Here is a 23,473-nt window from a genome sequence, read left to right as displayed (position 1 = left end):
TTCTGGATCAGGTCGCGGCCGGCAAAGACGGGCAACATCACGGCCACGAGCAACGCAATGCCGATGATGATGGCGGAAAGGCGCGAAGCGGCGCCTGGCGTCTCGATGTGGAACATTTGCTTCAGCTCGCGGGTGTCAGCTTCCATCGCCGCTTCCTCTTAGTCCAGCGCGCGCGGAAACAGGCCACGCGGCCTGATCACCAGCACGATGAGGAAAGCCAGATGTCCGGACAGGATCTGCCACTCCGGATTGATGCGCGCCCCGATGGTCTGCGCCACGCCAAGGACAATTCCGCCCGCCAGCGTCCCCCAGAAACTGCCGAGGCCGCCGATGATCACGGCCTCAAAAGCGTAGAGCAGGCGTGCGGGGCCGATGGTGGGATCGAAATTCGCCCTCAAGCCGAGATAAAGCGCCGCGATCGTGATCACCACGAAAGCCAGCCCCATGGCGATCGCAAAGATTCGACTGACGTCGATTCCCATCAGTTGAGCGATTTCGAGATCATCCGAAGTCGCGCGAAACGCCTGCCCGATGGCCGTGCGATAGAATACGAAGTTGAGGAACACGATCACCGCGATCGCCGACAACAGCGTTAGCAGTGGCACGACGCCGACCGCGATGCCGCCGCCGAGCGCGATCGAGGCGGTTTCGATCGCGCCGGAGCGCAGGCGCACGCTGTCGGCCGAGAATAGCTGCAACAGCCCGTTCTGGATGATGATCGACAGGCCGAACGTCACCAGCAGCGGCGGTAAGAGATCGCGCCCCAAGGTGCGATTGAGCAGGACGTGCTGAAGCGCGAAGCCTGTGACAAACAGGATCGGAAGAGCAATCAGCGCCGCGACAAAAGGATCGATGCCAAACTGGCCCGCCACCAGCAGAATAATATAGGCGGCGACCACGATGAAGTCGCCATGGGCGAGGTTGACGAGCCGCATGACGCCGAAGATCAACGATAGCCCGGCAGCAAACAAAGCATAGAGCCCGCCGAGCAGTATGCCTTGGATCAGTGCGTCGAGCCAGCCCGTCATCTCCCATCCCGCCATCTCATTGCCCGAAATAGGCGCGGTGAATGGACTCGCGCGTCAGATCCTTTGGGCGGCCGGTGAGCGAGAGGCGGCCCTCCTGGAAGCAATAGACGCGATCGGCGACCTTCATGGCCTGAACAATGTCCTGCTCGACCAGCACAATGCTGGTGCCGTCGGCCTTGACTTGCGGAAGCGCCGCATAAATGTCGGCGATGATGATCGGCGCAAGCCCAAGGCTGATTTCGTCGCAGAGAAGAATACGCGGATTGGACATCAAGGCCCGGCCGATCGCCGCCATCTGCTGCTGGCCGCCCGACAGCGTCGACGGCGCGGAAGAGCGCCGCTTCCCAAGAACAGGAAACAGCGAATAGACCCTATCGAGCGTCCAGGCGCCCTTCGTCTTGTTGCCATAGCCGCCGATCTTCAGATTTTCCTCGACCGTCAACGAAGGAAACAGCCGCCGTCCTTCGGGCACGAGCGCAATTCCGAGCTTGACGATATCAGCCGCTGCGCGCGCGCCGATCGGCGTGCCCTGAAGCAGGACGCTGTCGGCGGAGGCGCGAATGAGGCCGGCAATGGCCTTGAGAAAGGTCGACTTGCCGGCGCCATTCGCGCCGATGATGGCAATGGTCTCGCCCTTTTCCAGCGTCGTGTCGATGCCATACAGCGCCTGGAAGTCGCCATAGAAGGCGGTGAGATTGCGGGTCTCGAGTAGCGGCATGCCTCAGGCCTCGATGCCAATATAGATCTGACGCACTTCAGCAAGCTGCATCACGTCCTGCGGCACTCCCTCAGCGACCTTACGTCCGAAATTGAGAACCACAAGACGATCGACGACGGCGTTCAGCGCATGCACGACGTGTTCGATCCACAGGATCGCAACGCCGGTGCGTCTGACGTCTTTGATCGTGCCGACGAGCGCCAGGCACTCTGCCTCCGTCAGGCCGCCGGCGATCTCGTCGAGCAGCAACAGCCGCGGTTCGGTGGCAAGCGCGCGCGCCATCTCCAGCCGCTTTCGTTCAAGCAGCGTCAGCGAGCCCGCGAGCGTGTTGGCGCGCTTGAGCAGGCCAAGCCGATCGAGGATCTCGCCGCAGGCAGATGCCGCCTCGCGCTCGGTCTTGGCCCGGCCATAGACCGCACCGACCAGAAGATTCTCGAACACGGTGAGCTTTTCGAACGGCTGCGGAATCTGGCGGGTGCGGCCGAGCCCGGCGCGGCAGCGTCCTTGCGGGGCCAGCCCCGCAAGATCGCGGCCGTCAAAGCGGATGACACCGGCGTCTTGCGGGAGTTCGCCTGATATCAGGTTGAACAGCGAGGTCTTGCCCGCACCATTCGGCCCGATGATGCCGACGGCCTCACCGGATGCTACGGCTAGATCGAGGTCATCCGCGACGACGATCGAGCCGAAGCTTTTCCTAAGACCGGCGACTTCCAGCAGCATGATCAGCCAATAAGGCCCACGATCAGGTGATCGCTTCCATCTTGCCCGCGACGGGAATCGCCGGCGCCGTCCTGTTGTCAGTGATCACGATATCATATTTGCCGTCCTTGTAACGCCACTGGCCGCCGACAAGCGGCGTCTTGGCGACGTTCTTGGCGGCAAATGGCGGCAGGTTCGCGCCGTTCCACTGCACCTTGCCGACAACCGTATCGAGATTGGTCGCTGCAATGGTTGTGGCGATTGCCTTGCCGTCGCGGTCCGGCGTGCGCTTGAGCACATCGACCGCGAGTTCGAACAGCGCGTGCGCAAAACCGATGGGTTGCGTCCACTGCTTCCTGGTCGCGGCCTCGTAGGCGGCCGCGAGATCCCTGGCGCTGATGCCGGTGAGCGAGGACTTGAACGGATGGTGCGGCGTCCACCAGACCTCCGACGACAGGTTGTTGCCATCCTTGCCCAGTGCCTCGACAGCGACGGGGAACAGGATCGCTTTGCCGATCGAGGCGACCTTGGGCTTGAATCCCTGTTGCAAGGCCTGTTTCCAGAATGTGGTGAAGTCCGGCGGTATCACCACGCCGGTGATGATCTCGCATTTGGCAGCCTTGAACGCGCCGATCTGCGCCGAGAAATTGTCGGTGAGGTTCTGGTAGCGGCCGGGATCGGTGAGCTTGTAGCCTTGCTTGTCCAGAACCGGCGGGAAGCCGACGACCTTGTCGCCCCAGGCGTTGCCGTCGCCGTCGTTCGGAAAAAGTCCGCCGACGGATTTGTTGGTCGCGACCTGGCTCCACATGTTGGTGTAGACGGCGATGACGTCTTCTAGCCCCCAGAAGAAGTGGTAGGTGTAGTTGAAGCCTTTCCAGGCAGGCGGCCCACCGCCGGGATTGGCCTGACGGCCGATGAACCAGGGCTGCCATGGCGCCGTGGTCGAAATGCACGGCACCTCCTCGATCTCGCACTGGGTCGAAACAGGGTTGGTGGTCTCGGGCGTCGAGCCCACCAGCATGAGGTCGATCTTGTCCTGGACGATGAGATCCTTCGCGACCTCGGCGGCGCGGTTCGGGTTCGACTGGCTGTCCTTCACGACCACTTCGACCGGTACAGTGGCGTTGCCGACCTTGATGCCGGCCTTGGTCGCTTCCTTGAAATTGCTGATGATGAAGTTGTCGGCCTCAGCGAAAGCGGCAAGCGGACCCGTCTGCGGCGAGACATATCCGAGCTTGACCGGGCGCGTCTGCGCGATCGCCGGCGACTTCAATCCAACCGACAGCATGGCGCCGGAAGCGGCCGAATATTTCAGCAGTGTGCGGCGGTCGATCGCACGACGATGAATCGAACAGGTGTTGTGGCTGGTCATCTGCGCGTCCTCCCCTCTGGATGCGCCGGATTCTCATTGTCGAAGTCGATATTTAAGTCGATTGACAGACGGACCGGCGTTCGGTATTCGAACATGCGTTCGTATGTCGAGCAGTCTCTTCCAAGGTCCTCACGGAGTCAACAGGCCGCCTCATGCCGCAAGCGCCACGCCCCTATCAGGGCGACCCGGACGACAAGGAATTCATGACGACGCTCGCCAAGGGCCTCGCCGTGCTCGGCGCGTTCGGAAGGTTGCGGCCGACCATGACCTTGTCCGAAGCTGCCCAGGTGGCGGACCTGTCGCGGGCCGCGGCGCGCCGGGTGCTGCGCACCCTCAACCAGCTTGGCTATGTCGAGCAGGATGGCCGGACATTTTCACTGTCGCCGCAAATCCTCAACCTTGGCTTTGCCTATCTCTCGACACAGAGCTGGATCGATCGCGCGCAGCCCTTGATGCGCGAACTCAGCGAACGGCTCGGCGAGACCTGCTCGGCCGCGATCCTGCAAGGTAACGATATCGTCTACGTCGCGCGCGTACCGGCCCGCAGAATCATGTCGACGACGCTGTCGGTCGGCAGCCGGCTGCCGGCGATGCATACGGCGCTCGGCCGCGTCCTGTTCGGCTATCTGGACGAAGCCGAGATCTGGCGGCGACTGAAGTCGCAGCGCATCGAGGCCTACACACCGCAAACCATCACCGACCTTCAAGCGCTGTTCGACCGCATCCGCGACGACCGCGCCCAGCGATTTTCCATCGTCGATGAAGAACTCGAGCGCGGCCTGCGAGCGCTCGCTGTGCCGGTGCTCGATCGCAGCGGACAGGCCGTCGGCGCCATCAATCTGTCGACTCATGCGACGCGAACGACGCGCAACGAGATGCGCGACCGGTTTCTCTCTGAGCTCAACCGCCTTTCCGAGCAGGTCTCCTCGACCATGGTCTGACCAAAACCCTTCCCCTTGCCAATCGGCGGACGCGGCCGTATCGTCACGGTAAGTTCGGAATACGGACAAGAGTTCGATAATCGAACATATCGACGGGGAGCACGCGAATGGCAGGCAGGGGAACCGCGGCACAGGCAAGCGCGCCGGAGAACACCGGCAACGTCAAGGTCAGTCGTCCGCAAACCGGACAGGAATATCTCGACTCGCTGCGCGACGGACGCGCCGTCTACATCTATGGCGAGAAGGTCAAGGACGTTACGACGCATCCTGCCTTCCGCAACACCGCGCGCATGGTCGCCCGCCTCTATGATGCGCTCCACGGCGACCGCAAGGACAAGATCCTGCTGCCGACCGATACCGGCAATGGCGGCATGACTCACGCCTTCTTCAAGGCGCCGAAAACCATGGATGAGATGATCGCCGGCCGTAACGCGATCGCGGAGTGGGCCAAAATCACCTACGGCTGGATGGGACGCGCGCCGGATTACAAGGCCGCATTCCTTGCGACGCTGGGCGCCAACTCGGATTTCTACGATCCTTATCAGGAGAACGCCAAGCGCTGGTACAAGTTCAGCCAGGAGCGCGTGCCCTTCATCAATCACGCGATCATCCATCCTCCGGTCGATCGCGACCGGCCGCCGAACGAAGTCGCCGACGTCTGCTGCCATGTCGAGAAGGAGACCGATGCCGGGATCGTCGTCTCCGGCGCCAAGGTGGTCGCGACCGGTTCGGTGCTGACGAACTACACCTTCGTCGCGCATCACGGCCTCATTCCCCTGCAGGACAAGAAATTCGCCGCCGTGTTCATGGTGCCGACCAACGCGCCCGGCGTGAAGTTCATCTGCCGCACCTCCTACGAGATGAGCGCGAGCGTGATGGGAAGCCCGTTCGACTATCCGATCTCGAGCCGGCTGGATGAAAACGACGCCGTGTTCATCATGGACAAGGTGCTGATCCCCTGGGAGAACGTGTTCGTCTATGGCGACATCGAGAAGGCGAACAATTTCTTTCCGCGCACCGGCTTCCTGCCGCGTTTCGTCGTGCATGGCTGCACGCGGCTTGCGGTCAAGCTCGACTTCATCAGCGGGCTTCTGCTGAAGGCGACTGAAGCCGCCGGCACCAAGGATTATCGCGGCGTTCAGGCCAATGTCGGCGAGGTCATCGCCTGGCGCAACCTGTTCTGGAGCCTTTCGGATGCGATGGTCCGCGATCCCAAGCCATGGATCGGCGACTATCTCTTGCCGAACATGGATCCGGGCAACGCCTACCAGATCATTGCCACGATGGCCTACACCAAGGTGAAATACCTGATCGAGCAGACCGTCGCGTCCGGGCTGATCTATCTCAACAGCCATTCCAGCGATTTCAAGAACGCCGAGATCCGTCCCTACCTCGATCGCTACTTGCGCGGCTCGAACGGCTACAAGGCCGAGGAACGCGTCAAACTGCTCAAGCTGTTGTGGGATTGTATCGGCAGCGAATTCGGCGGCCGGCACGAGCTCTACGAGATCAACTACGGCGGCTCGACCGAGGAAATCCGCCGCTACTGCCTGTTCGGCGCGCAAGCGTCCGGCAACGCAGATCGCTTCAAGGGATTTGCCGAGGACTGCATGGCCGAATACGACCTCGATGGCTGGAAGGTGCCCGACCTCACCGATCCCGGCGAGCTCAGCTATCACATGATGAAGAAGTAAGACATCGCCAACATCGGGAGTGGCCTCGCTGCTCCCGATGGCTCCAGGAGATCCAAGCGAGATGAACACACCGCTCTCGTCGTCTTCCATGCAGCCTCAGGGCTCGCAGGCCACAAGTCTGCATGGCACCATCGATCCCAACCGCTTCCGTTCCGTAATGGGATCGTTTGCTACCGGGGTCGCGGTCATCACGACGGAATGGAACAGCGAGCTGTTCGGTGCGACCGTCAACTCGCTGACATCGGTGTCGCTTGAGCCTTGCATGCTGCTGTTCTGTGTCAGCGACGGCAGCACGACCGGAGTGGCCATTCGCAACAGACGGCTGTTCTCGGTCAATGTTCTCGGCCAGCATCAGTCCGCTCTGCCGGCCCGCTTCACAAAGGCGGGAAACAATCGTTTTGCAGATGTCGCGATCGATTTCAGCGCCGACGGACTTCCGCTGCTACGAGGTGCGGCGGCTCAGCTCTGTTGCCGGGTCGCGACCATCCACAAAGCGGGCGACCACGACATCATTCTGGGCGAGGTGCTTTCCGGCGAAGACATCACGTGCAGTCCGCTGGTGTTCCACAAAGGCACTTACGGAAGTTTTCAGCGCGCCGGTTGAATAGCGCGTGGCGCCGATCTAATCCATCGCGTGAACCCAGGCCTCATTATAAAGCGCGTAAGCGTCGCCCCGCCGGGCGAGCCGCGCGAAGGCCGGGAAGTGCAGATGCATGCCGGCAACCAGCACGCGGTCAAAACTCACTCGATCGAACATGCGTTTGCGCGAGGCCGCAGCCATAGCCAAATCGGTATCGAAGGCCATGCCGGCCTCGGGAAACGCCGTTTGCACCTCCGGCACGTGGACGGTGTCGCCCCAGATCATCAGCTGATCGTCGCCCGATGCAACGAGGTAGGCGGTGTGGCCCGGCGTATGTCCATGGCTCGGCACGGCGGTGACGCCGGGAAAGACTTCTCCCTGCTTGAACAAGCGCGTGCGGTTCTGGTAGGGCGCGACCTGTTCGCGGCCCGCCAGGAAAAACAGTTTCTTCGACCGCTCGTCGGCCTTCGCCATGGCGCCATCGTCGAACCAGTGCGGCAGTTCGTTCTCGTGCATCACCAGTTCCGCATTCGGAAACAGCAACCGGCCACTCTGCATTTCGGTGAGACCAGCGGAATGGTCCGGATGCATGTGCGTCAACAGCACGGTGTCGATTGATTTCGGATCGATGCCGGCGGAGGCAAGGTTGCGTTGAACGAAACCGGCAGTGGGCAGCAAATAATTTCCCGATCCGGTATCGATGATCGCCGTGCGGCCCTTTGAGTGGATCAGAAAGGTATTGACGCTGGTTCGTCGCGCGGGGCGGAATGCGTCCTTTAAAATCTGATGCGCCTTATCGACATCGACATTGCGCATCACCTCGAGATTGCCGTCCAGATAGCCATCGCTGATGGACGTGACGACGATATCGCCGATCTTGCGGTGATACACGCCGGGGATTTGCTGCGCGGGTTGCGTTGTCATGTGGGAGAGCCTTGATGCTGTGGCACACCGACGCAATCAGGCGTCGACGTTTTTGAGAAACTCGTCGATACAATCAGAGATCAAATCAGGCGTCTGCACCGCCATGTAATGTCCGGTGCGCAGTTCGATATAGCGCGCCCCGGGAATCGTTTTGGCGACGGCTTGCGCGAACGGCGGCGGCCGCACGCGATCCAGACTGCCGCCAATCACCAGCACCGGACAACGCAGCTTGCTTAATTCGTCCTGCATCTCGGCATTCACCAGCATTCGCCAGATCGTGGCATAGCTTGCGGGATCGTTGCCGAGCCAGCGCGCGCGGAATTGTTCGAATCGTCCGGTGTCGCTGCGCAATTCCGGGGCATAGCCGTTCAGCATCGCGTCCTCGACAACGGATGCCATCCCATCGGCTTCAATCCTGGCGAGACGTTCGAGCGCGGCCGGACGGCGGTCCGGCGAAATGCCAGTGGCCGGGCTGCCGACCGCAACCGCGCTGGTGCGCTCCGGATACCGTGCAGCGAAATGAAGCGCGATGGCGCCGCCGACGGCCACGCCTGCAAGCGCGACCTTGCCGGCTATCTTGAGCGCATCGAGCAGGGCTGCAATATCCCCGGCCATAGTGTCGAGGCTGAGTTCGCCGCGCACCTTCTGCGACAGTCCCGCCCCGCGGGTATCGAAGCGCAAGACGCGACGAGATCCTGCGAACCGCGGAGCAACTTCGTCCCAGCTTTCGAGCGAGCCGCCCATTTCGTGGACCAGCATCAGGGTACGATCACCCTTGCCGCTCAGCTCGTAGCGCAGCGCCACGCCGTCCAGTTCAATGAATTCCATTTGGCGTTCCGGCTTCCCGAGCTTTTGGGGGCGCGGGGGTCCATTCCTATCCTGAACGCCGTGTCGAACAAGTCAAAAAACCGCAGAGGCATCTGCGTTCAATATGGCGGGCAACTACTCTCTCGCTGTTGCGGGCCTGAGCGAAGGTTGAACCGCGCCGAAAGCCGGGCGTTTGGACTGGCGAAGCCCGCTCCTCCACCGCTCGAAGAGAAGCTTCAACAGACCGGCGACTTCCTAAGTGCGCCGGTGTTCCGCCTTCGAGCGGATCTCGGCCTCGGGCGCGAAATCAATAATGGATGACAATTCGTGTTGCATAATCGTCTCCAGATTCAAGCCATGCGGCAAATCCGGCAGAGACGGTCGCGATGCAGGGAAATACGATCGTCCCATGCCGGCGCTTCGGATCAAACCGCTAGAGATATTTGAAACTCAGAAAGCAGGACCGGCAATATTCGCGATAGATGAAACCAAGAATCCGTGTCATGGAATCAACTCCGTTGTTGATTGCCCGGGAATGGTTGCAGCCCTGTGTTTCATGCCCATTTCGTCGGGGCGCGAAATTGATTTCTTCCGGCCGAAATTTGGCTTCGTGGATGGTTTGGAGGCCAATGGGGGCGCAGCCGGTCTGAAAAGGGATTTCCGGCATGGCAGCGGTGTTTGCCGGCATCCGCTGGTTCTGGCCGTTGGCCCCAGCGCCGAACTGCGCCGGCCGCTCGGCATCACCATCATCGGCGGACCATTGGTGTCGCAGATTCTCATGCTTTATACGACGCCGGTGATTTATCTCTCGATCGACCGGCTGCGGGCGCGGCTCGAACCGCGTGCGATCGTTGCGCCGCCGGAATAGACCGTCTTTACCGCCACATCCGGTTGCGGCTCCAGTCGCCCTTCCAGCCGGCCAGTTTGCCGTTGCGGAATTGCAGATAGAGCCGGTCGTTGTGGCTGATCAATCCGCTGCCACCCGCATTGCGGATGGCGAGATAGACTTCATTGCCCGGAGCACCGTTGACGTAGCTGAGCGGCCGGTCAAGCGCCTGGGAGGCATCTACTGGCAGTACGAAAGCTCGTCTTCCGTGACTACTCGCTCGATCTTGTCTGACTTGATGCGGTATCTCAGACGTCCATCTGCCTCGACGGGCATGCGTTGAATGATGGTGTAGACCTTCGGTACATCGAGATGCACCCGCCCTTGCGGTCCTTGACCGCGATGAAGGACTTCGTCGTTTAGCCGGTAAGCATGTGACATTCTGTGTCCCTTTTGGATCGTTCTATTACGAAACGAATTACGGCGGTGCGAAAACCCGCGATTAAAAGCCTCAACTGTCCCAGGATTCCGGGCTCACGACCGAGCTGCCGGGAACCGAATTTTGGGGCTCGGAGACGGAGCGACCGAAACCATATCTAGCACGGCTGGGCAACCAGGGAGACAAAAAATCCGAAAAAATAGCCCGCGAAACGAGCCAGCCGACCCCTTGTTCCGGCAAGGTAAACGACCGATGCATCGAGGCGGTCGAGCAGGCCGTTTTGCGACTGCACCGACCAATCTGCCACGTTGACCGGCCAAGCGAACCGCCGCACCATGGAATGCTTTTCGTTCCCAAGGTGCAGGGTTGACCGTTCTCTCAAACCGCCAGACCGAGATTTTGAATATTGCCCGCGCCCACGGCCGGGTAATGGTGGAAGACCTTGCCCGGCGCTTCGAGGTCTCGGCGCAGACGATCCGCAAGGATCTGAACGACCTGTGCGACCACCACGCGCTGACGCGCATCCACGGCGGCGCCATCATCGCCTCCGGCGTCGAAAACCTCGCTTATGAGGCGCGCCGCTTCGTCGCCGCCGAGGAGAAAAAGGCGATCGGTGCGGCTGCAGCTAGCCTGATCCCCAATGGCTGTTCGCTGTTCATCAACATCGGCACCACCACCGAGGAAGTAGCGAGCGCGCTGACCTCGCATGAGGACCTGCTGGTCATCACCAACAACCTCAATGTCGCGATGCTGCTGTATCGCTATCCACGGATCGAAGTGATCGTCGCGGGTGGCACGGTGCGCCGCGCCGACGGCGCCGTGATCGGGTCGACCGCGACCAGCCTGATCGGGCAATTCAAGGTCGACTATGCCATCATCGGCGCGTCGGCGATCGACCAGGATGGCGCGCTGCTCGATTTTGATTATCGCGAAGTGCAGGTGGCGCAGGCCATCATGTCCAATGCGCGCAGCGTGATGCTGGTCGCGGACTCCACCAAATTCCGGCGCAGCGCGCCCGTCCGCATCGCCGATATCAGCCAGATCAACACCTTTGTGACCGACCTGGCCCTGCCGGCGCGGCTGGCCGAGATTTGCCAAACCCGCGACATCCAGGTGGTCGAGGCGATGCCCAACTCTCTCGACGCCGACGATTCCGACACCGAGCTACCCCCCGCAGCCACGGCCGTCCGCTGATTTTTCGGGGAGCACTGGAAAACGGTCCATCGGTGTTGCTTTCACATTTAGTTGTGATTTAATCCAAAACGAAAGTAAAATCGCAAAAAGCCAACAGGCGAGCCGGGGAAGCGCTTGGATCGGATTTTCGACCTCTTGATCATCGGAGGCGGCGTTAACGGCTGCGGAATTGCGCGCGACGCTGCCGGACGAGGGAATTCCGTTTTTCTTTGCGAAATGAATGACTTGGCCAGCGGAACGTCGTCCTGGTCGACCAAGCTCGTGCACGGCGGGCTGCGCTATCTTGAATATTATGAGTTTCGTCTCGTCCGCGAGGCGCTGATCGAGCGGGAGATCCTTTGGGGGATCGCGCCCCATATCATCCGGCCGCTCCGCTTTGTGCTGCCCCATCATGACGGGCTTCGCCCCGCCTGGCTGCTGCGGCTTGGTCTGTTTCTCTATGACCATATCGGCGGACGGCACCGGCTGCCGCCGACGCGCTCGGTCGATCTCCGCCGTGACGAGGTCGGAAAGCCGCTGGTTCCGAACCGCTACCACAAGGGGTTCGAATATTCGGACTGCTTTGTCGACGATGCGCGGCTGGTGGTGCTCACGGCGCGCGATGCAGCCAATCGCGGCGCCGAAATCCGCACGCGCAGCCGCGCCGCCGAGATCCGGCAGGCCGATGGCATCTGGGAAGTCACGATCGAGAATGTCGTGAGCGGCGAGCGCACGACGGTGCGCGGTCGCGTCCTGGTCAATGCCGGCGGACCATGGGTCGAGCAGGTGCTGGCGGCAGGATCCGGTGTTAACGCGCGGGCCAAGGTGCGGCTGGTGCAGGGCTCGCATATCGTGGTGCGTAAACTGTACGAACACGATCGCGCCTACATGTTCCAGAACAGCGACGGCCGCATCGTTTTCGTCATTCCCTATCAGGACGACTTCACGCTGATCGGCACCACCGATCGCGATTATCACGGCGATCCGGCCAAGGTGAAAGCGACGGCCGAAGAAATCCAGTATCTCTGCGCCTCCGTCAGCGAATATCTGGCGAAGCCGGTCGGGCCTCAAGACGTCGTGTGGGACTATGCCGGTGTTCGACCGCTCTACGATGATGGCGCCAGCGAAGCCAAGGCCGCGACCCGCGAGTATGTGTTCGAGCTCGACCTGCCCGGCGGCGCGCCACTGCTCTCGATCTACGGCGGCAAGATCACGACCCATCGGCGTCTCGCGGAAGAAGCGCTGCAAAAGCTCGCGCCCTATCTGAAGGGCACCAAGGCGCGCGAAGGCTGGACAGGCGAAGCGCCGTTGCCGGGCGGCGACATGGACGTCTCGGCAATCCCCGCTTTGTGCGCGGAACTGATGCGCGACTATCCGTTTCTCGCAAGCCCCCATGCCAATCGGCTCGCGCACGCCTATGGCACGCGCGCCAGCAGGATTTTGGGAACTGCGACATCCATGGGCGATCTCGGCCAGTCCTTTGGTGCGAACCTGACGGAGGCCGAAGTCAGATACCTGATATCGCAGGAATGGGCCCGCACCGCCGAAGACATTGTGTGGCGGCGATCCAAACTTGGACTACGATTGACGGCGCAGGAGATTGCGGTCCTTGAAAAATGGATTGCCGCCAACCGTGTCTCGTCTCAACCCGTCCTCGGCGCGACGGGAGCACAACCATGAGCGTTGAGCTCGTCAACGTCTCGCGGTCGATCGACGGCGTCGCAGCGATACGTGACGTCACGCTGAAGCTTGAGCGCGGCACGTTGAGCGTTCTGTTGGGCCCGACGCTGTCCGGCAAGACATCGATCATGCGATTGCTCGCCGGTCTCGACAAACCCACATCGGGCCACGTCCTCGTAGACGGCAAGGACGTGACCGGCGCGGATGTGCGCAAACGCTCGGTAGCGATGGTCTATCAGCAATTCATCAATTATCCCTCGCTGACGGTCTACGAAAATATCGCCTCTCCGCTGCGGGTGCAGCGCAAGCCGAAGAACGAGATCGAAAAGCGCGTACAGGAGGCGGCGCGGCTTTTAAAACTCGAACCCTATCTCGGCCGGACGCCATCGCAACTATCCGGTGGCCAGCAGCAGCGCACCGCGATTGCGCGCGCGCTGGTCAAGGGCGCCGACCTCGTGTTGCTGGACGAGCCGCTCGCCAATCTCGACTACAAGCTCCGCGAAGAGCTGCGCACGGAACTGCCGCGCATCTTTGAAGCGTCCGGCGCCATCTTCGTTTATGCGACCAGCGAGCCTTCCGAAGCCTTGTTGCTCGGCGGGCGCACCGTCTGCATGTGGGAAGGCGAGGTGTTGCAAGTCGGCGCGACCCCGCTCGTCTATCGCCATCCCGACACCATCCGGGTCGCCCAGGTGTTTTCCGATCCGCCGCTCAATATCGTCGGCATCGAAAAGAAAAACGGCTCCGTGCAATATGCCGGCGGCATCCAGGCGCCCGCGGGTGGACTTTACGCCGGCCTTGCCGACGGCGCTTACCGGGTCGGCTTCCGCGCCCACCAGCTCGAAGTCGCCAACGGAATCCCTGGCCGCCACGCGTTTCACGCCACCGTGACCGTGACGGAAATCACCGGCTCCGAAAGCTTCGTGCATCTCAACCGCGACGATTCCAACTGGGTCGCCGTGCTGCAGGGCGTGCATGAATACCAGCCCGGACACGTGCTCGATGCCGTGCTCGATCCCGACAATGTATTTGTGTTCGATGCGGCCGGCCGCGTGGTCGCATCCCCAAATCCCGTAGCGTTTTCAAGCGAAGTGCCCAGCGGTTCGCGTGTAGAAAACGCGTCGACGAGAAATACATGAGGAGAATGCCGCATGGCCCGCATTGACCTCGTCGATCTCGCCCATTCCTACGGCGGCAACAATGCGCCGGAAGAATCCTTCGCGCTGAAGCCGGTCACGATGACCTGGCGGCAAGGCGGCGCCTATGCGCTGCTCGGACCGTCGGGCTGCGGCAAGACCACTCTGCTCAACCTGATTTCGGGAATCGTCACACCGTCACGCGGGAAGGTCCTGTTCGACGGCGTCGACATTACGATGCAGTCCACCCAGAAGCGCAACATCGCACAGGTGTTCCAGTTTCCGGTGATCTACGACACCATGACGGTGGAACAGAATCTCGCATTCCCGTTGAAGAATCGCGGCACGCCAAAGCGCGAGATCGAGTCGCGGGTTACTGAGATCGCGCGCCTGCTCGACCTGACACCCTATCTGTCGCGCAAGGCGATGCGGTTGACCGCCGACGCCAAGCAGAAAATCTCGCTGGGCCGCGGGCTGGTCCGGCCCGATGTCGCGGCCGTGCTGTTCGACGAGCCGCTGACGGTGATCGATCCCGAATTGAAGTGGCAGTTGCGCTCGAAACTGAAGGCGCTGCATCGCGACCTCGACCTGACGATGATCTACGTCACCCATGACCAGACCGAAGCGCTGACCTTCGCCAATACCGTGGTGGTGATGCATGACGGTCGCGTGGTGCAGAGCGGGACGCCGGCGGAACTGTTCGACCGGCCGGAGCACACTTTCGTCGGCTATTTTATCGGCTCACCGGGCATGAATATCGTTCCGACCGAGATCAGGGGACGCGAGGCCCGGATCGGCGGCCACCCGGTCACGCTGAACCGCAGCTATAACAGTTTGCCGGCCGGCGCGAAGATCGAACTCGGCGTGCGTCCGGAATTCGTCGACGTCGCGCCCCCCGCACCCGGCCTGCTGTCAGCCAACATCGAGCGGATCGACGATCTCGGCCGCGTCCGCTTCGCTCGCCTGCGCATCGGCGACATCAAATTTGTAGCAAAAGTGCCGCCGGGCGTTTCGATTCCCGGTGAGGTCGCCGGCCTGAAATTCGATTCCGCGCATATGCATGTCTATGCCGACAGCTTGCTCGTCGAGGGGGTGGCGTGATGAGAAAGACTGTCAACAACCGCGCCTGGCTGCTGGTCGCTCCGGTGATGATCATCGTGTTGTTCTCGTCCCTGCTGCCGATGATGACCGTCGTCAATTATTCGGTTCAGGACGCCATGGCGGAGAACCATTTCTTCTGGAACGGCGATACCTGGTTCCGCGACCTTCTGGATCCGAGCACTGAAATTGGCAGCCGCTTCTCGGGCGCTCTGGAACGAAATCTGATCTTCTCGTTCGTGGTTCTCTTGATCGAGGTCCCGCTCGGCGTCGCGCTCTCGCTCGCGCTGCCGCGGCGTGGCTGGGCGGTCGGGCCGAGTCTCGTACTGATCGCGCTGCCCATGCTGATTCCGTGGAACGTCGTCGGAACCATGTGGCAGATTTTTGCACGCGCCGACATTGGTCTGTTCGGCGCGACGCTGACCGGCTTGGGTCTGCATTACAACGATACCCAGGATCCGGTGTCGGCCTGGTTCACGATCCTCTTGATCGACGTCTGGCACTGGACGCCGCTCGTCATCCTCTTGAGTTACGCCGGGCTGCGCGCGATTCCCGACGCATTTTATCAGGCGGCGCGCATCGATGCCGCCAGCCGCTGGGCGGTCTTTCTCAAGATCGAATTGCCGAAATTGCAGCGCGTGCTCGTTCTGGCGATTCTGCTGCGCTTCATGCAGAGCTTCATGATCTATACGGAGCCGTTCGTCGTGACCGGCGGCGGACCGGGCGACGCGACGACGTTCCTGTCGATCGACCTGGTCAAGATCGCGCTCGGACAGGTCGACCTCGGCAGTGCGGCCGCAATGTCGCTCGTCTACTTCCTCATCACGATCACCCTGTGCTGGATCTTCTTCACGGCGATGAACCAGCTCGATCTGTTGAAGGAGGACTGAGATGAATCGCGGTATCCTCCCGAAACTCGGCCTTGTTCTCTACCTTCTCTGTTTGTTGCTGCCGATCTACTGGCTCATCAATATGAGCTTGCGGAGCAACGAAGACATCATGTCGGGCCTTGCGATTTTTCCGCGACATCCCTCGCTGGTGAAGTACTTCTTCATCCTTCACGATCCGACCTGGGTACACGGATTTCTGGTATCCCTGAGCTACGTTGCCATCAACACGGTGATCTCGGTGACCGTGGCGCTACCGGCGGCTTATGCCTTTAGCCGCTATCGCTTCGTCGGCGACAAGCACCTGTTCTTCTGGCTGCTTACCAACCTGATGGCGCCGACCGCCGTCTTCGCGCTGCCGTTCTTCAATCTGTACTACGCGGTCGGCCTGTTCGACACGGTATGGGCCGTCGCGCTGGCGCACTGCCTGTTTAACGTTCCGCTCGCGGTCTGGATTCTCGAAGGGTTCATCAGCGGCGTGCCGCGCGAGATTGACGAAACCGCCGCGATCGACGGCTATTCCTTTCCAAGATTCTTCACACGCATCTTCATACCGTTGGTCGCCAATGGCGTCGGCGTCACAGCATTCTTCTGCTTCATGTTCTCGTGGGTCGAACAACTGCTCGCCACCACGCTGACCGCGACGAACGCGCTGCCGTTCGCCGCCGTGATGTCGCGCACCTATTCGGCCTCCGGAATGGACTGGTCGCTGCTCGCCGCCGCGGGCGTGCTGACCATGATTCCGGGCGCGCTCGTCATCTGGTTTGTACGGAACCACATAGCCAAGGGCTTCGCCCTCGGCCGCGTTTAGGGAGGCAGACATGGCATTTGCATGGATGGCCTGGACGCCGCAGACGGCGATATTCTTTTTGTTCATTGCTCTGTCGCTAGTCATTCTGACCTTGCTCGCGATCTACCGGCCGGAGACGCCACGCAAAGGCATTCTGGGGTTTCCGACGACGAGGGGCGACCGCTTCTTTGTTTCGCTGCTCGGCTCCGCTTTCATTTTCATCCTGTGGATCCGACTCGGTGGTGGCGAGCTTTGGTATGCATTCGCGATCTGCATTCCGTTCGCCGTCGTCATGTTTCGTTTCGCGTGACTACCAACTGCCTCGCGCGTTGTGTGCGAGGAAAAAAGGGAGGAAGGGAAGATGGATATCAAACGTCGTGACGTTCTCAAGGGCGCAGGCACGGCCGCTGTAGCGGTCGCGGTCGGCGCGCCGGCGCTGCTCACGCCAACCGTGAGCTATGCGCAACAGGTCGGTGCCGCCAAGAAGTGGATCGACAACGAGTTTCAACCATCGACGCTGAGCAAGGATCAGCAGATGGCTGAGATGGAATGGTTCATCAAGGCATCGGCGCCCATCCAGGGGAAGCAGGTCAGCACGGCGTCGGAGATTCTCGGTATTCACGAGTACGAGTCGAAGACGCTGACCAAGGCATTTGCCGAGATTACGGGCATTCAAGTCAACCACGAGATGATGGATGAGGGCTTGATTGTCGACAAGATCTCGACGGAAATCCAATCCGGAAAGCCGATCTACGACTTCTGGATGAACGACTCGGATTTTATCGGCACCCATCCCCGTTATAACGACATCATCGGCGGCTCGCTGACCGACTTCATGGCGGGAGACGGCAAGGAAATTACAAATCCAAATCTCGACCTCAACGACTTCATCGGGCTGTCGTTCGCGACATTTACCGATGGCAAGCTGTATCAGCTGCCGGACCAGCAGTTCGCCAACCTCTACTGGTTCCGGTACGACTGGTTCAAGCGGCCCGAACTCAAGACCGCCTTCAAGAACAAGTTCGGCTACGAGCTCGGCGTTCCCGTCAACTGGTCTGCCTACGAAGACATTGCCGACTTCTTCACCAACACGGTGAAGGAAATCGACGGCCAGCGGGTCTACGGCCATATGGATTATGGCAAGAAGGACCCGTCGCTCGGCTGGCGGTTCACCGACGCATGGCTGTCGATGGCCGGCAACGGCGACAAAGGACTGCCGAACGGCAAACCGGTCGACGAGTGGGGCATCCGCGCGGAGGACGGCATTCCGCGGGGTTCCTCGTTGAGCCGTGGCGGTGACGCCAACGGACCGGCCGCCGTCTACGCGCTCGCCAAGTTCGTCGAGTGGCTCAAGAAGTATGCGCCGCCGGAAGCCGCGGGAATGGACTTCCTCGAGGCAGGAGCTGTCCCGGGACAAGGGCATATCGCCCAGCAGATCTTCTGGTACAGCGCGTTCACAGCGGCGCTCTCAAAACCCGAGTTGCCGGTGATGAACTCCGACGGCACGCCGAAGTGGCGAATGGCGCCGAGCCCGCATGGGGCATACTGGAAGGACGGCATGAAGCTGGGCTACCAGGACGTCGGCTGCTGGACGCTTCTGAAGTATGCCAAACCCGAAAGAGTAAAGGCGGGCTGGCTCTACGCGCAGTTCTGCGTGTCGAAGACGGTCTCGCTGAAGAAGTCGATCAAGTTCCTGCACGTGATCCGCGAGAGCGATATCTGGGCGGATGCAATGACTGAGCTTGCGCCAAAAGTCGGCGGTTTTGTCGAGTTCTACCGCAGCCCGGCGCGCAAGTTGTGGACACCCACCGGCGTCAACGTGCCGGATTACGGCAAACTGGCGCAGGTCTGGTGGCAGAATGTCTCGAAGGCCATCTCCGGCGAGGCGACGCCACAGCAGGCGATGGACGGGCTGGCACGCGATCAGGACGCCATCATGGCGCGCCTGGAGAAATCAGGCGTGCAAGGCAAGCTCGGGCCGAAGCTCAATGAAGAGAAGCCCGCTGAGTACTGGTACGCCAAGGCCGAGAAGGACGGCAATGTCGCCCCGCAGCGCAAGCTGGCCAACGAGAAGCCGCAAGGCGTCACGCAGGACTACGATGAGCTCATCAAGAGCTGGAAGGCGGAAGTCCCGCACAAGAAAACCTAAGCCGGTTGACGCTTGACGAACGGGGTGGGAAGCTCTTTGGAGGGTTCCCACCCCTTTTCTTTTACGCGATCAAACGGGTCGAAGATTTTCCGGGCATGTCTGGCACTGAAGTCGAAGTGAATGGGTTGTTTGCGACGCCGGTGGCCGCAGTGATGCTGCCGGATGCAGACGAGCGCAATGCGGAGTTGACCGAAATCATCTTGCGACGCCGCGCCGAGCAGCCGTCGATCGGCGCGTCGAGCATTGGCGGCTGGCATTCGACGCGCGACATCGTGGAATGGGGCGGCAAGGGCATTCGGCAGGTGCTGACCGTCGGCCAGTCTGTCGCAACGGAACTCACCGCCGATCGTCACGGCAAACCGGTCAAGCCTGACTGGAAGGTCGAAGCCTGGGCCAACGTCATCGGACCTGGCGGTTCGAACGCGTGCCACTACCATCCCGGCTCGTTCTGGTCCGGCACTTATTATGTCGCCGACGGCGGTTGCGCCGATGACGCCTCGCTTGGCGGCGAGTTCGAAATGTTCGATCCGCGCGGTCCGGCGCCGATGATGCATGCGCCGTTGCTGAAATTTGCCGGCGAAGACGGTCGTTCCGCGGGAAGCGCGCAGACCATTCGGCCGCGCGCGGGGCTCTTGTTTCTGTTTCCTTCCTTCCTGTTGCATGCGGTACGCCCCTACACCGGCAATTCCCTGCGTATATCGATCGCTTTCAATCTGGGCCTTTATCCGAACTCATGAAGATCGGAAAGAACGGCAAGCGGGTGGCCTCATGCGGATGATCTTTCGCTGCGATCCGGCGCTTGCCGATCATTTGCCGCGGCCGGTTCCGGCGCGCGGCGGCCTGCCCGACTGGCTACGCGAGATGCCGGCAAAAGCCGCTTCCGAACTCCACGGACGGGACATCCGCACCGTCAAACAGTGCCCACCCTTTGTCGATGCCATGGCCTATGGCGTTTTGATTCCGCTTCCTTGCGACGTAACGGTCGAGCGAAGTTCGTTTTCATGGGCCTGGAATATTCCGGAGCCTTCGACCTCGGGACATCCCCGCGCTCCCCTGAGCTTTCATGCGTCGTCGCAGATTGAAGGCGCGCCCTTTGCACGCAACGGACAGGCGGCGATCAAGTTCAACAGCTTCTGGACCATCGAGGTCGAGCGCGGGTGGTCGTTGTTCGCCACTCATCCCGTCAATCGCGACGATCTTCCGTTTCGCCTGATCACGGGACTGGTGGATGCCGATCTCTTCCATGACGGCGGCATCAATTTTCCGGCGGTCTGGCTGGAGCCGGATTTCTCCGGCGTGCTGCCGAAGGGCACGCCCGTGGCGCAGGTCTTCGCGGTGCCGCGCACCGCGCCGGAATTGAAATTCGAAAGCTTCGACGAACGGCACAAGAATGCCTATGAGAAGACGCTCGCGCAGGTTCTCGAAAGCCCCAACGTCTACCGGAAGCATTTTCGCGCCCGGCGAGGGCGGGCGTCGTCTAATCTCTAACCTTCCAGCGCGCGGCGGAGCGCAGCCTCATTGAGCCACAGCTTGCCATGCGACGCCGAGGTCAACGCCATCGCAATATTGCCGAAGCTCGCGGGGCGCAGGCGATAGGCTTGCGCGTAGGCGCGCATGGCCTCGTCGAGCAGGCCTGTTTCCTGGAGCACGACGCCGAGATTGAACGCGGCTTCCGCAAGATCACCCTTTAGCTCGAGCGATTTTCGATAGGCAACTGCTGCGCCGGCATAATCGCGCAAATCCTGCCTTGCGAGGCCGAGGTCAAACCACACGGACGCCGGCGCCTCCGTTTGCGTGGCGCGTTCCAGAAGCCTTGCCGCGAGCGCGATCTCGCCGTCTTCCCACGTGAGCCGGCCCAGCCTTGCGGCGGCTTCGACGTGATCGGGAATGACATCCAGAATGGCGCTCCAGGCTTGCCGCGCCTGCGGCCGAAGGCCGGCCTGATCGAGCGTCCGCGCTTTTTCAACAAAAGCTTCGCGTTGCGGCGCGATCGCGATCGCACGATCCAGATGCGACAGCGCGCGGTCGGAATCCCCGGCCATCCTGGCCAGGCGCGCCGCGAGCAGGCGCGCGGCCGCATTGTCGGGCCGTTTGACAAGACTGGCCTCGACGTGCGCCCGCGCCGCCTCGACTTCGCCCAAGGCAAGCAGCACAGCCGCTAGCAAATGGCTCATCATCGGCTCGCCCGGCGTGCCGGCCAAACCTTGTTCGCAGAGTTTTCGCGCCTCCTCGCGACGGCCCGCGTTGAAGGCCGCCGTCGCGCGGCGAACGATGTCTTCGGGGGCGTGCGAGGTCATACCGGCAGCAGCGAGCTTGTTATCGCGAACGAGGGTTTTTCAACCCTCGATCAGCATAGTCGCCCAACGCGGACGACGCCAGCGAAGCTCCCGCGCCAGATGTGGTCGCCGCTTTAAGCGGCGCCGCCAACGGTCCCCAGAACCACGTCCTTGCCGTCGCGAATGACCTGGTGCAGGAACGGCCGCCCGAGCAATTCGCCGCGCTGGTCGAATTTGAGGTCCTGGCCGGCGCCCGTGAAGTCGATGGCCTCGCCCTTGCGCACCAGAGCGAGCGCCTCGACGCCGGTTGCGACTTTCGTTCCGGGGCCAATCTCGCGCTGGTAGGGCGCAAGCTCCCTCAGGAGCGTCCGGCCCTTTCCGGTGATGCCGAGCGAGATCCGTCTCCGGTCGACGCTATCCGGTTTTTTTCCACAAGACCGGGCCGAGTTCACCCAGTTGGGCAATGATGCCCGCGCTCGATGTCTAGATTCTTACCTCGGATTCTTCCGAGGACCCTTACTTGAACGACCAACTTCAGTATGCAAATCGCGACGTCACCTTTGAAAGCGCCTTGCCCGACGATCGAGCCAGGCGATCCAGCGTTCGCACCAGATTATATTGTTCATTTGATTTTTCACTTGCCAGGAAGGGATCGCTATAGCATTTCGCCCCGGCCGCTTTCGCGATGCGTGCCACTTCCGCCGTCATGGCGGGTGCGCCCGAGACGTAGACCATGTCGTTCGGCGACAATATCGGAAAATGATCGGTTGGGCGTCCGGTGCGGATAGCCGGCGTGACACTCTGCGGCTCCGACACCGTCGGAATGATCGTGACGTTCGGAAACAACGCCAGACGACACAGTGCAGCGTGCATATAAAGCGACTGGAGCTTTCGCGCCGCTACCACGAAAAACAGTTCCCGTTTCGGGCGCTCCATGATTGCTGCGACCGCCACCGACCACATGGGTGCAAAACCGGTGCCGCCGGAAGCCAGCACAATGCTGCCGGAATGATCGGGGTGGAAAAAGGCATTGCCGAACGGCCCTGTCAGCCTGACGCGATGCCCGACCCGGATCGCCCGACCGAGTTCGGAGGATACGAGGCCATCGGGAAATCTCCGGATGTGGAAATGCATCCGGTGCTTGTTCGGTCGCCCCTCAAGCGGATAGGTCGGGCTGTAATTTCGCGCCGGAAAGCCCTGGAATTGCAACTTGCAGAACTGGCCGGGAAGATAGCGAAACGGCTTCGGCAGCTCCAGGTCGACGCCGAATACGTCCGGGGACAAGCGAACAATCCCCGCCACGCGGGTGGCAATGGAAACCTGGTCGGGGACGCGTTCGGTTTCGATCTCGATGTCGGAGATGATCCGCGCCTGGCAGGCATGAATCATTTCGTCACCTTCTTCCTCACCTCCAAAAACGCGTCCGTTGACAAGGCGCACGCGACAAGCACCGCAAATCCCGCTCCGACAATCGTGCGGCAAGTCGACTCCGGCAAGTAAAGCCGCATCGAGCAAAATATCTCCGCATTTTGCAGGAAATGATTTTTGGTTCAGCGTTACCTGGTAAGTTTTCTTTTTCATTATTCCACCTCCAGCCGGATCGGCCTTACGTGCCGCGTATGTCTGATCTGACTATGATCGAAAGCGGCAACCCGCATGAAGATTCCGGTCTTGATCGGAACGTCGTACTCGCTGCCGGTATCAAGGCGTCGCGCGACTTCGAGCGCCCAATGCCCGGATGCCCAACGAGCCGCACATCGGACGTCCGCCCGATCGCCGGTAAATTCACCTGCAATGATGACGCCGGGAATGGTTGCGCCCGCGGGAATTCGCGCATCGTCGCCTGCGGAATACGGAACGGATTCCGATTCGGTCATGAACCAGCGAGCGCCATCGTCGTCACCGTGAGTAGGGTCAAAGTCGACATGCCCGAGGGCAGCGGTCGTCGCTGCGGGGTCCTTGGGTAACCTGAGAGGCGCGATGAACCGCACACCACCGCGCTCATCGGGTTCGATGGCAAAATTATCGGTGTAATTGGCTGTGCCGGGATCGGGCGCGAATCCCCCCTTGTAAGGGACGATATGGCGCGCCTGCATCGGTGTCGGCGGCAACGGCGGGCCAAAATGGGCATCGTCCATCCACCCGGTCGAACCGCTCGTCGCTTTCCACTCCCAAACGTCGGCATAACCCGCCGTCGAAAAATGCAGCCCGCGGCCGCTCAACGTCTCCGGTGCGCCAGAAATCGGATGAGGGCTTGCG

The 23,473-nt window shown here is 61.3% G+C and carries 24 protein-coding genes and 1 pseudogene; 14 read left to right on the top strand and 11 right to left on the bottom strand.

All coding sequences use genetic code 11. The features are described 5' to 3' along the window. Nucleotides 1-158: 158 nt before the first annotated feature. From WB528_RS09010 to WB528_RS08995, 4 genes are read right to left on the bottom strand one after another with little or no spacing between them, the layout of a single operon-like run. Nucleotides 159-1,028, bottom strand: a complete 870-nt coding sequence (locus WB528_RS09010) for a branched-chain amino acid ABC transporter permease (RefSeq protein ID WP_423888073.1) — start codon at nt 1,026-1,028, stop codon at nt 159-161. A gap of 16 nt (nt 1,029-1,044) precedes the next feature. Beyond that, entirely contained in the window at nt 1,045-1,746 is a 702-nt protein-coding gene (locus WB528_RS09005) for an ABC transporter ATP-binding protein (RefSeq protein ID WP_423888072.1), read from the bottom strand. 3 nt (nt 1,747-1,749) lie between these two features. Then, entirely contained in the window at nt 1,750-2,469 is a 720-nt protein-coding gene (locus tag WB528_RS09000; RefSeq protein ID WP_423888074.1) for an ABC transporter ATP-binding protein, read from the bottom strand. A gap of 19 nt (nt 2,470-2,488) precedes the next feature. Next, complete coding sequence (locus WB528_RS08995) at nt 2,489-3,817, bottom strand: ABC transporter substrate-binding protein (protein WP_423888071.1); 1,329 nt, start codon at nt 3,815-3,817, stop codon at nt 2,489-2,491. A gap of 152 nt (nt 3,818-3,969) precedes the next feature. Here WB528_RS08995 and WB528_RS08990 point away from each other — a divergent pair, with 152 nt between their 5' ends. The 3 genes from WB528_RS08990 to WB528_RS08980 all read left to right on the top strand — a co-directional run bounded on the left by WB528_RS08990 (nt 3,970) and on the right by WB528_RS08980 (nt 7,056). After that, nucleotides 3,970-4,758 carry an IclR family transcriptional regulator domain-containing protein gene (locus WB528_RS08990; protein WP_423888070.1) on the top strand — a complete coding sequence of 263 codons (789 nt, stop codon included), beginning with the start codon at nt 3,970-3,972 and terminating at the stop codon, nt 4,756-4,758. A gap of 107 nt (nt 4,759-4,865) precedes the next feature. Continuing rightward, nucleotides 4,866-6,452, top strand: coding sequence for a 4-hydroxyphenylacetate 3-hydroxylase N-terminal domain-containing protein (locus WB528_RS08985; protein WP_423888069.1), 1,587 nt, complete (start codon nt 4,866-4,868; stop codon nt 6,450-6,452). 61 nt (nt 6,453-6,513) lie between these two features. Further along, the gene (locus WB528_RS08980) at nt 6,514-7,056 is read left to right on the top strand and encodes a flavin reductase family protein (protein WP_423888068.1); all 543 of its coding nucleotides are present in this window, start codon (nt 6,514-6,516) and stop codon (nt 7,054-7,056) included. An 18-nt stretch (nt 7,057-7,074) separates the two neighbouring features. Here WB528_RS08980 and WB528_RS08975 read toward each other — a convergent pair whose 3' ends face one another. Then, nucleotides 7,075-7,956 carry an MBL fold metallo-hydrolase gene (locus WB528_RS08975; protein WP_423888067.1) on the bottom strand — a complete coding sequence of 294 codons (882 nt, stop codon included), beginning with the start codon at nt 7,954-7,956 and terminating at the stop codon, nt 7,075-7,077. Nucleotides 7,957-7,992: 36 nt separating this feature from the next. Beyond that, a complete protein-coding gene (locus WB528_RS08970) occupies nt 7,993-8,784 on the bottom strand; it encodes an alpha/beta fold hydrolase (RefSeq protein WP_423888066.1) in 792 nt (263 codons plus the stop codon). A gap of 644 nt (nt 8,785-9,428) precedes the next feature. Between WB528_RS08970 and WB528_RS08965 the strand changes: the two are divergent. Then, nucleotides 9,429-9,631: pseudogene (locus tag WB528_RS08965) on the top strand (efflux RND transporter permease subunit); the annotation flags it as partial. A 198-nt stretch (nt 9,632-9,829) separates the two neighbouring features. Here WB528_RS08965 and WB528_RS08960 read toward each other — a convergent pair. Beyond that, nucleotides 9,830-10,030, bottom strand: coding sequence for a hypothetical protein (locus tag WB528_RS08960; protein WP_423888065.1), 201 nt, complete (start codon nt 10,028-10,030; stop codon nt 9,830-9,832). A gap of 364 nt (nt 10,031-10,394) precedes the next feature. Here WB528_RS08960 and WB528_RS08955 point away from each other — a divergent pair, with 364 nt between their 5' ends. From WB528_RS08955 to WB528_RS08910, 10 genes are all read left to right on the top strand, one after another. Next, on the top strand, nt 10,395-11,222 hold the full coding sequence (locus WB528_RS08955; RefSeq protein ID WP_423888064.1) for a DeoR/GlpR family DNA-binding transcription regulator: 828 nt from the start codon (nt 10,395-10,397) through the stop codon (nt 11,220-11,222). Nucleotides 11,223-11,336: 114 nt separating this feature from the next. Further along, complete coding sequence (glpD, locus tag WB528_RS08950) at nt 11,337-12,881, top strand: glycerol-3-phosphate dehydrogenase (protein ID WP_423888063.1); 1,545 nt, start codon at nt 11,337-11,339, stop codon at nt 12,879-12,881. Next, nucleotides 12,878-14,017, top strand: a complete 1,140-nt coding sequence (locus WB528_RS08945; protein WP_423888062.1) for an ABC transporter ATP-binding protein — start codon at nt 12,878-12,880, stop codon at nt 14,015-14,017. Before glpD ends, WB528_RS08945 begins: the two co-directional genes overlap by 4 nt. 12 nt (nt 14,018-14,029) lie before the next feature. Beyond that, the gene (locus WB528_RS08940) at nt 14,030-15,115 is read left to right on the top strand and encodes an ABC transporter ATP-binding protein (protein ID WP_423888061.1); all 1,086 of its coding nucleotides are present in this window, start codon (nt 14,030-14,032) and stop codon (nt 15,113-15,115) included. Next, nucleotides 15,115-16,002, top strand: a complete 888-nt coding sequence (locus WB528_RS08935) for a carbohydrate ABC transporter permease (protein ID WP_423888060.1) — start codon at nt 15,115-15,117, stop codon at nt 16,000-16,002. The genes WB528_RS08940 and WB528_RS08935 overlap by 1 nt, the downstream gene beginning before the upstream one ends. 1 nt (nt 16,003) lies before the next feature. Next, the gene (locus tag WB528_RS08930; protein WP_423888059.1) at nt 16,004-16,810 is read left to right on the top strand and encodes a carbohydrate ABC transporter permease; all 807 of its coding nucleotides are present in this window, start codon (nt 16,004-16,006) and stop codon (nt 16,808-16,810) included. Between the two features lie 10 nt (nt 16,811-16,820). Further along, on the top strand, nt 16,821-17,099 hold the full coding sequence (locus tag WB528_RS08925; protein ID WP_423888058.1) for a DUF2160 domain-containing protein: 279 nt from the start codon (nt 16,821-16,823) through the stop codon (nt 17,097-17,099). 51 nt (nt 17,100-17,150) lie between these two features. Continuing rightward, nucleotides 17,151-18,938: an ABC transporter substrate-binding protein gene (locus tag WB528_RS08920; protein WP_423888057.1), complete on the top strand. Its 1,788-nt coding sequence runs from the start codon at nt 17,151-17,153 to the stop codon at nt 18,936-18,938. Nucleotides 18,939-19,033: 95 nt separating this feature from the next. Beyond that, entirely contained in the window at nt 19,034-19,675 is a 642-nt protein-coding gene (locus tag WB528_RS08915) for a TIGR02466 family protein (RefSeq protein WP_423888056.1), read from the top strand. A gap of 31 nt (nt 19,676-19,706) precedes the next feature. Next, a complete protein-coding gene (locus WB528_RS08910; protein ID WP_423888055.1) occupies nt 19,707-20,426 on the top strand; it encodes a hypothetical protein in 720 nt (239 codons plus the stop codon). On the opposite strand, the gene WB528_RS08905 is transcribed toward WB528_RS08910, so the two are convergent. The 4 genes from WB528_RS08905 to WB528_RS08890 form a co-directional block, all read right to left on the bottom strand. Further along, on the bottom strand, nt 20,423-21,235 hold the full coding sequence (locus WB528_RS08905) for a tetratricopeptide repeat protein (protein WP_423888054.1): 813 nt from the start codon (nt 21,233-21,235) through the stop codon (nt 20,423-20,425). The genes WB528_RS08910 and WB528_RS08905 overlap by 4 nt on opposite strands. 113 nt (nt 21,236-21,348) lie before the next feature. Beyond that, complete coding sequence (locus WB528_RS08900) at nt 21,349-21,678, bottom strand: hypothetical protein (RefSeq protein ID WP_423888053.1); 330 nt, start codon at nt 21,676-21,678, stop codon at nt 21,349-21,351. A 70-nt stretch (nt 21,679-21,748) separates the two neighbouring features. Beyond that, nucleotides 21,749-22,795 carry a 2Fe-2S iron-sulfur cluster-binding protein gene (locus WB528_RS08895; RefSeq protein ID WP_423888052.1) on the bottom strand — a complete coding sequence of 349 codons (1,047 nt, stop codon included), beginning with the start codon at nt 22,793-22,795 and terminating at the stop codon, nt 21,749-21,751. Beyond that, nucleotides 22,795-23,473 (bottom strand): ethylbenzene dehydrogenase-related protein (locus WB528_RS08890; protein WP_423888051.1); only part of this gene is annotated, 679 nt, incomplete at its 5' end. The genes WB528_RS08890 and WB528_RS08895, both read right to left, overlap by 1 nt.

This window comes from Bradyrhizobium sp. (assembly GCF_049586575.1).
In the GTDB taxonomy this organism is placed as follows: Bacteria; Pseudomonadota; Alphaproteobacteria; order Rhizobiales; family Xanthobacteraceae; genus Bradyrhizobium.
The sequence above is the reverse complement of the archived record's forward strand: the minus strand, read 5'-3'. Positions and strand labels throughout refer to the sequence as shown.